General features: G+C 67.1%; 4 protein-coding genes and 4 pseudogenes. All 8 read right to left on the reverse strand.

Features of this window, described 5'->3' with window-relative positions; genetic code table 11:
- The coding region (locus tag AB1281_RS24805; protein ID WP_430347300.1) for an FAD:protein FMN transferase at positions 1-443 on the reverse strand (443 nt) is incomplete at its 3' end.
- A gap of 51 nt (positions 444-494) precedes the next feature.
- Positions 495-1,298 carry a DUF4198 domain-containing protein gene (locus AB1281_RS24810; protein ID WP_430345055.1) on the reverse strand — a complete coding sequence of 268 codons (804 nt, stop codon included), beginning with the start codon at positions 1,296-1,298 and terminating at the stop codon, positions 495-497.
- A 76-nt stretch (positions 1,299-1,374) separates the two neighbouring features.
- A pseudogene (locus tag AB1281_RS24815) lies at positions 1,375-1,892 on the reverse strand (DUF2271 domain-containing protein).
- A 40-nt stretch (positions 1,893-1,932) separates the two neighbouring features.
- Complete coding sequence (locus AB1281_RS24820) at positions 1,933-2,571, reverse strand: PepSY-associated TM helix domain-containing protein (RefSeq protein WP_101765062.1); 639 nt, start codon at positions 2,569-2,571, stop codon at positions 1,933-1,935.
- Positions 2,572-2,865: 294 nt separating this feature from the next.
- Positions 2,866-5,302, reverse strand: a pseudogene (locus tag AB1281_RS24825) (TonB-dependent receptor domain-containing protein).
- Between the two features lie 125 nt (positions 5,303-5,427).
- On the reverse strand, positions 5,428-5,829 hold the full coding sequence (locus AB1281_RS24830) for a hypothetical protein (protein ID WP_430345057.1): 402 nt from the start codon (positions 5,827-5,829) through the stop codon (positions 5,428-5,430).
- 164 nt (positions 5,830-5,993) lie between these two features.
- Positions 5,994-6,671, reverse strand: a pseudogene (locus AB1281_RS24835) (Fe2+-dependent dioxygenase).
- Between the two features lie 50 nt (positions 6,672-6,721).
- Positions 6,722-9,036 (reverse strand): annotated as a pseudogene (locus AB1281_RS24840) (catecholate siderophore receptor Fiu).
- Between the last annotated feature and the right edge of the window lie 2 nt (positions 9,037-9,038).

Below are 9,038 nucleotides of genomic sequence, written 5' to 3' on the forward strand. Positions count from 1 at the left end.
AGCCCCGCCGGCTGCAGTAGCACATCGTCCTGCCACTGCAGGCGCTGCCAACCGCATCGGTCGCGGGTGGCCTGCAGGGTGTTGGCATCGGGCAGGTGGCGATCGCCTGCGTGTGCACCGAAACCCCACAGTGCAACCAACGGGCCAAGGGTGGGGTCGAAGGCGCCCTCACTCGCGGCGGCGATGGCCTGTGCGCAGGCCAGCACCTGGCGCGTCTCGGCCGGTAGCGTGCACCACTGGCCGGCGTCGGCGCGGTTGTAGCGGCTCAGATCCGAACCGCGCTCCCAGGTGCTCATCTGCGCGACCACCTCATCCAGCCGCGCCTGGATGCCGGCGTGCAGCGGGTGCAGGTCGCGCTGGCGCGACGCGACCAGCGACACGCTCCAGGTGGTGCCCATGGTGGTGCCACCGAGGCGGGCGATGTCGAGCAGGGAATCGGTCATGGTGATGCGTTGCGGTGGCGATGCCGGGGATGCCCGGCATCGCGGTCCACATTACTGCGGCAGCACTTCCAGCGTGGCGACGTAGCTCAGGCGGCGCTTGGCGGCCTGCTTCACCGACGTCTTGTTGTCCTCGGTGCTGGTCTCCAGCCAGTACATGCCGGCTTCCGGCCAGGTCACCTTGATCTCGCCCTTGGCGTCGCTGGTCAGCTTCAGTTCGTCCTGCGCGTTGCGGTAGCGGGTGGCGCCACGCACGATCTCGAACTCCAGGCCGGCGGTCGGCTTGCCATCGACCAGCACGCGGAAGGTGGTTTCCTCGCCGGCGAACAGGTCATTCGGGTGGCCGACGGCGACCAGCTCGATGCCACGGTTGGTCGGCTTCAGCGCGGTGTCGTTCGGCGCACCGTTGGTGACGAAGGTCTCCACGCGGCCGATCGACTGGCTCACTTCCAGATTCTTCGCGTCCTTCGGCAGTTCGCCGAAGGTGGCGACACTGCCGCGCCAGCGCTTGCGCTCGCCGTTCTGCTCGTAGGTGGCGAACAGGCCGTCATTGACCGAGGCGATGCGGTAGGTGCCCGGCTGCTTCAGTTCCAGGTCGAACACGCTGCGGTACTTGCCGGTGGACGCGTTCTGCGGCTGCACGGTGCTGCCATCCGGGGCGGTGATCACCAGCGATTCCAGACGCAGCGGCACGTGGTTGAAGTAGAACAGGTCGTTGGAGACCGCACCGTCGACGGTGATCCACGGCGCGTTGCCGGCGATGACGGTCTGCGAGGGCAGCAGCCAGGCCTTGTGGGCCAGGGCGGAGAAGGGAAGGGCAGCGGCCAGGGCGGCGGCGAGGACGAGCGTGCGCTTCATGCGGAAGACTCCAGTGGATGCGGGGTGGTGCGACAAGGGCGAGGGGCATTACGACTTAATCCCCTCCGTCCCCTTTTCAGGGTTTGACGGCGAGGGTGACCTGGCCCAGTTCGGTGGCGCCCTGCGCCTTGCCGTTCTGTGCGGCGGTGGCCGGCCAGGTGAAGGGGATCTTCAGCAGTTCGCGGCCGCCGACTTCGCGCACCGCTTCCACCACCAGGGTGTAGTTGCCCGGGGCCAGCTGCTTCAGTGCCGGCTGCTTGTCGTTGAAGGACAGTGCGTGCTTGCCGCCGGGCGGGTCGGGCCGGTCACGCCGTCCACCGGCACCTGCAGGGTGCGGCCGCTCTTGCGCCACCACTGGCGCAGGTCCGGCAGCCACTTGGTGCCATGGCCTTCGCTGTTGCTGGTCTGCTGATACCAGACCGACAGGTTGGCGGCGACCTTCTGGTCGGCGCCTTCCAGCCACACCGCCACGTACGGGCGGTGGTACTCGGCCACGTTGAGCTTGGGCACTTCGACGTTGATGTCGAGGGTGGTGGCATAGGCCGGCGAGGTGGCCAGCAGGCCGCTGAGGGCGATGGTCAGGGTGACGCGCATGGGCGGCTCCGGGGAAACGGATGGAATTCATGGGGGGACGTCAGTGGATCAACAGCAGGGCGATCAGCAGCGGAATCATCAGGCCGAGGCCGACCAGCGGCCAGGTCATGCGCCGCTGCCGTGCATGCAGGTGCAGCAGGAACAGGCCGGTGATGCAGAACACCAGGCAGGCCACGGCGAACAGGTCCAGGAACCAGCCCCACGCCGGGCCGGCATTGCGGCCCTTGTGCAGGTCGTTGAGGTAGGACACCACGCCGCGCGAGGTCGATTCGTACTCCACCGCGCCGGTCTCGCGATCGATGCTCAGCCAGGCGTCGCCGCCGGGGCGCGGCAGCGACAGGTAGATCTCTTCGGCCGACCACTCGGCCGGGCGTCCACCGATGGCGATGCCCAGCTGCGTGTCCAGCCATTGCCGGGCCGGGCGCGGGATCGGTGCGTTGCCGTCTTCGCGCGTGCCGAGCTGGCCGAGAAGTTCGGCAGGCAGTTCCAGCTGCTGGTTCTGCACCTGGGGCTTGGCTTCGATCTTCGCGGCATGGTTGAGGGTCAGACCGGTCACCGCGAACAGCAGCATGCCGATCAGGCACACCGCCGAGCTGATCCAGTGCCACTGGTGCAGCGTCCGCAGCCAGAAGCCACGGTTCTGTTGCTGCTGCACGGTGGAGGAGGCAGGACGGCTCACGGCACGGTTCGAGGCGGACGGGGACTGCCCATTACATCATTGATGAGAATAGCTCGCAATTGCGTATCGTTCTGTATCCCAGACGGGGTATTGGCGGTTGCCGGCCAGCGGCCGGCACTACCGCTCGGATGGGGTATTGGCGGTTGCCGGCCAGCGGCCGGCACTACCGTTACCGCCGGTCGGTAGATCCACGCCATGCGTGGATGAAGCGGTGCGACCAAGGTTGGCACCCACCCAGGGCAGGGCGGTGCCAACCTAGGTTGGCACCTACCGAAGCAGGGCGGTGCGCGGCGATCAGAACTTCGCGTTGAGCGAAATCCAGTAGCTGCGGCGCTGGTCCTTGGTCGCATAGTCGTCCACGCAGTTGAACTCGCTCTGGCTGATCAGCAGGCACGACTGCGAGACGAAGTCCTTGTCGAACAGGTTGTTGACCCGCGCGTTCACCGTCAGCCATGGCGTGGCCTTCCAGCTGCCGCCGAGATGGAAGATGGTGTAGTCCTCGTAATAGCGGGTGTGGCTGGCGCCGTTGGCGTCCAGCAGCGTGTCGCGATAGCGGTCGTAGCGGCCTTCGCCGATCAGCGACAGGCTGATCGCTTCGTTGACCTGCCAGTTGAGGCTGGCGTTGGCCATGTGCCTGGCCGGCATGGTGCCGCTGATCGGCAGGCCCTTCTGCGCGCCGCTGGTCTGCTCGCTCTTGGTCCAGGTGTAGTTGCCGCGCAGCTGCAGGCTGTCGAGCAGGTCGACATGCGCGGCCAGTTCGGCACCGCGGGTCTCGGCCTTGTCGATGTTCACGCTCTGGGTGAAGGTGCTGTAGCCCAGTGCCGCCCAGCCCGGGCCGATGTCCACGCAGTAGCCGCTGCCGGCGCGGGCCACTTCGCAGTTCGGGAAGGTGCCGCCGCTGGCGATCTTGTCCTCGAACTTGTTGAAGAAACCGGTGACGTTGAAGCCCCAGCGCTGGCCCTCGTAGTAGGCGGCCAGCTCGTAGTTGGTGCTGGTTTCCGGCTTCAGGTTGGGCGAGCCCACCAGCGGCAGCACGCCCTGGCCACCGAAGCCGGTGATGCCCGGGAACAGCTGGTCCGGACGCGGGGTCTTGTAGCCGGTGCTGACACCACCCTTGAAGGTCCATGCGTCGCTGGCGTTCCACACCAGGTAGCCGCGCGGGCTGACATGGCTGCCGAACACGTTGTGGTCGTCGTAGCGCAGGCCGAATGTGGCGGTGAGGGTGTCGGTCAGCGCCCAGTTGTCCTCGGCGAACAGCGCCCACATGCGGTGCTTCTGCTTGACGTTGCTGCGGTAGCCGGCGCCGTCCATGCCGAACACGCCGTCGACCATGTCGGTGTTGTTGTACTGGCCACCCACGGTCAGCTTGTGTGCGTCGAAGTCCAGGTCGAGCATGGTGTCGAGCACGTAGCCTTCCAGCTCCATGGTGCGCAGCGGACGCGGCAGGAATGCCTGCAGGCGAGCCATCTCGCTCGGGTTGAGGGCGGTCAGTGCATTGCCTCGGCCGGCCGCGCAGTTGTTGGCGGCACCGGTGCGGCGGCAGACGTCATTCCACAGCGTCTGCAGGTTGGCGCGCTCGTCCAGGGTCAGCGGCAGCGAGCGGCCGAGGTTGCTGCTCTTGCCGTGGGTCAGCGAGGTCTGCCAGGTGCCGAAGCTGTAGCGGCCCTGATGGGTCAGCGACAGCTGGTCGCGCTCGTAGCGCTGGTAGGCGGTGTAACCCACGCGCGGCTGCACCACGCGGCGGGTGAGCGTGCCGCTGCCGTTCGGGTTGGGAATGACGGCGTTGCCGACGCGCCACAGGCTGGCCAGGCTGTCGAGGGTGCCGGTCTGGCCTTCGCTGTTGTCGAACTTCTGCCGCGACACGTCGTAGTCCAGCCACAGTTCGTGGTCGTCGTTGATGCGGAAGTCCAGGCGTACGCCGCTGTTCCAGTTGGTGTTGGCGACCGACTTGCCACCGCCGCCGAAGCCGATGCTGCGCTCCACAGGGTGCCATCCGGCAGCGGCAGCGCATCCCATTCGGGATTGGAGGCCTTGGCGTCGTAGTAGCTGCCGCGTACCGCCAGGCTGAGGCGATCCTTCAGCAACGGACCGCTGAGGTACAGGTCGGTGGTGCGTGCATCGCCGAACTGGTCATCCTGCTGCACGGTGAAGCCCTGGGTCAGCGCGCCGTGCCAGCTGTCCTGGTTGCGGCGGGTGATGATGTTGATGACGCCGCCCATCGCGTCCGAGCCGTACAGCGTGGACATCGGCCCGCGCACCACTTCGATGCGCTCGATCGCATCCAGCGGCGGCAGGTAGGCGAACTGGCCGCCGCCGAAGTTGTTCGGATAGATCTGGCCGACATTGCTCTGGCGGCGGCCGTCGATCAGCACCAGGGTGTACTCGGACGGCAGGCCGCGCATCGAGACGGTGGCGCGGCCGTTCTTGTCGGTCGCTTCCAGGCCGACATCGATGCCTTCGACGTCGCGCAGCGCGTCGACCAGGCTGGTGTACGGGCGCTTGCTCAGTTCCTCGCGGCTGACCACGCTGATGCTGGCCGAGCATCGATCACTTTCTGTTCGAAGCCGGAGGCGGTGACCACCACCTTGTCCAGCGTCTGCGGCGCGCCTGCGGCGTCACCGTGGGCGAGGGCGGGGCTGGCGAAGGCTGCCAGCACGGCGCTGGTCAGCAGGGAGCGGGACAGGGACGAACGGACACGATGGCGCTGGCCATGGCAGTTACCTCGAAGGATGCAGGGTGGTGCGACGCCGTGCGCGAAGGGCGCGGCAGGCACGGAAGGCCGGTCAGGGGCGGCAGGGATGAAGCAGGCAGCGGCGTGCGGGCGCGACCGCGCAGGCGGTCACGTCGGGCCGTGGATCAGGCGGGCGGCGGCGCCTGGCCGCGTTGCTGGCGACGCCCGGGCGCATCGGCCCAGGGCGTGTCCGGAGCGGCCAGCGGCCAGTCCGGGCGCACGCCGGGCATGGCCGGCGTGGCGGGTACGAGTTCGAGTTCAGTGCGCAGCCATTGGCTGGCCAGCAGCAGTGGCGGACGTGCCTTCTCGGCCGACTTCACCGGAGCGGACGCGCAGCGGCGCAGCTTGGCTGGCGCCTCTTCCTGCAGCGGCGCTTCGCCACCGCGCTCTTCCAGCGGCATCTGCACGGCCATTCCGGCGTGGGCCTGTGGCAGCAGCGGCAGGGTGCCCAGCAGCAAGGCCAGCATCGCCACCCACGCCAGCAGGCTGGCCAGCGCGGGACGCTGGCCGCGCATGGCGGTGCCCATCTTGCGATGGATGAGTGGACGAGGGCGAAGCGGGCGCAGCAAGCGGGGGTCCCCAAGGGTCTGCCGGCAGCGGCCGGCATCAACGGGGCGAGATTGTAATGAGAGCTGTTAGCCGTTGCAAATGAGAATGATTGCCAAAATGTCGCAGGCCGCCCCGACGGGGCTCAGACTTCGCTCCAGCGCCGCAGCAGGTTGTGGTACACGCCGGTCAGCTGCAGCACCGCCTCGGCGTCGCCGCCGGTCTGCCGCAGGCGCTCGATCGAGCCATCCATTTCCCACAGCAGGCGCCGCTGCACGTCGTCGCGGATCATGCTCTGCACCCAGAAGAACGAAGCCACGCGCGCGCCGCGGTGTGACCGGCCGCACCTGGTGCAGGCTGCTGGACGGATACACGATCAGGTCGCCGGCCGGCAGCTTTACCTCGTGCTCGCCGTAGGTATCGCTGATGACCAGCTCGCCGCCTTCGTACTCGTCCGGTTCGGACAGGAACAGTGTGCAGGAGATGTCCGAACGCAGCTGCTCGCCATTGGCCAGGTTCATCACCGCGCCATCGACATGGAAGCCATAAGTGCCGCCACCGCTGTAGCGGTTGAAGCGCGGTGGCAGGATCTTCAGGGGCAGTGCGGCAGCAAAGAACATAGGGCTGCGGCTCAGCGCGGCCAGTACGTCCCTGCCCAGCTTCGCCTTCAGGGAGATGCATCGGGTAGCTGCAGATTGTGCTTGACCATCGCGCCCTGTGAACCGACGGTCTCGCGACCGTCGGTCCAGTCTGCAGCGTCGAGTTGCCTACGCGCCTGCGCCACGTCCTGGGGTGAAAGCACGTCGGGAATGTGCAGCAGCATGGCGGTTCCTTTGGGGGACGCGGGGGGAGTGGGCTCCCCCGCGCGCTGCATCAGAAGCGGATGTCCGCGCTGAGCAGGAAGGTGCGCGGGGCACCTGGGGTGTAACGGTAGCCGCTCTTGTTGATGCTGGCCACGTACTGCTTGTCGAACAGGTTGTAGCCGTTCAAGCGCAGCGAGATGGTTTCATTGATTGCCCAGGACACGACCGCGTCATACACCACATAGGACTTGGTGAACGACGGGGTGCCGACCGCGCCGTCGTGCCGCGGTGCATGCCGGCGGCATAGCGCACGCCGCCGCCCACGGTGATGCCGTAGGGCAGGGTGTAGCTGGTCCAGCCGGTGAACGTGTCGTCCGGGGTATAGGTCAGGTTGGTGGTGCCATCGGCGGCCACCTTTGCACCTTCTTTTACTTCGGTATCCAGGTGGCTGTAGCCGGCGCTGACCGACCAGTTGTCGGTCAGCCGGCCGACTGCGGAGAGCTCCACGCCCTTGACCCGCTTGCTGCCGGTCTGGGTTGGGTTGCCGGCATCGTCGAGCACGGTGGTGTTGATCTCGTTGTCCACATCGGTCTGGAACAACGCAATGTTCACTGCCAGGGCGTCATCCAGGAATGCCCACTTGCTGCCCACTTCGAAGGTTTTGGCCTTCTGCGGATCCAGCTTGGGGTTGTCGGCACTGCTGACCGAGCTGCTCAGCTGGAAGTTGGCGCCACCCGGGGGTTGTTGCGAGATGGCGTAGTTGGCGTAGACGCTGACGGTATCGCCGACCTTGTAGAGGGCACCCAGCTTCCAGTTCAGCAGCGTATCGACGCGTCCAGCGTCGGGTTGCGCAGCACCGTGCCGGTAGGATTGCTGCCACACGCCGGTCCGCCGCGGCCACCACACACCGACGCGCTGGCGTACTCGGTCTTGTAGTGGTCCGCACGCACGCCCGCGGTCAACAGGAAGCTTTCGCCGAAGGACAGCGTATCGAACAGGTAGACCGAGGAGGTGGTGGTCTTGCCGTGTGCATCGGCGCCGTTGTGCGCCCAGTTCAGGCCACTGACGTTCCAGTCCGGGTTGTACAGGTTCGCAGCGGGCCAGCTGGTACCGGCGACGGCGGCCTGGCCGTAGCTGTCCAATTCTTCGCGGGGTGAATTCCAGGCCGGTGCTCAGCGCATGGCCGACGCTGCCGGTGCGGAAGTCAGCACGCAGGTTCAATTGGTCGGTGAGGATGGTGTTGCGCTGGTCCTTGAAGGTCGGCAGGCTGCGCGCGATGGCGTAGCTGAAAGGTCAGCCGGGTTGGCATAGGTGATGTTGCCGGTCGGGCGGCCCCCCGCGCCGCGCACGCCCGTACCCATGAAGGCGGTGAGCAGATAGTCCTGCTCGGTGCGGCCCCAGCGCGCGGTGTTGGTCAGGCGCACGCTGTCGTTGAAGTCGTGCTCGAAGCGGAACGTGGCCATCTTCGCGGTCACGTCATCGTGGTCAGCGCGGGTGCCGTAGAAATTTTCCGGATCGACCGGATGCCCGGCCAGCGCTTCCAGCGTCGGCTGCGGCGTCCAGCCCGGCAGGCCCAGGGTGGGCACGCCACCATCGGGCACGTTGTCCTGCTTCACGTACAGCAGGTTGAGGTAGTAGCGGGTGGCGGTACCCAGACCGAACGCCAGCGACGGTGCGATGCCCCAGCGCTTGTTCTGCACGTGGTCGCGGCCGGGCTGATCGCTGTCCTGCCACATGCCGTTGATGCGCAGCGCGCTGGTGGCGCCCAGCGACTGGTTCCAGTCGGCAGTGGCGCGGCGCTGCTGGTCGCTGCCCAGCGAAATGCTGGCAGACGTCGCGTCCTGCAGGTTGGCCTGCTTGCTGACAAGGTTGATCGCGCCGGTCGGCGCCGAGCGGCCATTGTCGGTGCCGGCCGGCCCCTTCGTCACTTCCACCTGTTCGATGTTGAACACATCGCGCGAGATTGAGCCCAGATCGCGCACAGCCGTCCACATACAGGCTGTTGGAGGTGTCGAAGCCGCGCATGAACAGCGCGTCGCCGGTGGTGGTGTTGCCGTTCTCGCCGGCATAGAAGGTGCCCACGCCCGGGCTGTTGCGCAGCGCTTCGGTCAGCGTGGTGGCGCCCTGCTGGTTGAACAGGTCGCTGGTAATCACCTGGATGGTCTGCGGCGTGTCCTGCAGGCGCTGGGTGAACTTCGGCGAGGTCACCTTGTCGGCCTTGTAGCCACGGATGGCGTGCACGTCGATCTTGTCCAGGGTGCGCGCATTGTCGGCGGCTTCGGCGTGGGCCAGCGTGGGCAGGGTGGCCAGGCCGAGGCCGGCGGCAAGACTGGCGGTGGCCAGCGGCAGGGTACGAAGCGGCGAAGCGTGCTTGCGGCTCTTGATCG

Origin of the sequence: Stenotrophomonas sp. NRRL B-14846, from assembly GCF_050473585.1 — a bacterium.
In the GTDB taxonomy this organism is placed as follows: domain Bacteria; phylum Pseudomonadota; class Gammaproteobacteria; order Xanthomonadales; family Xanthomonadaceae; genus Stenotrophomonas.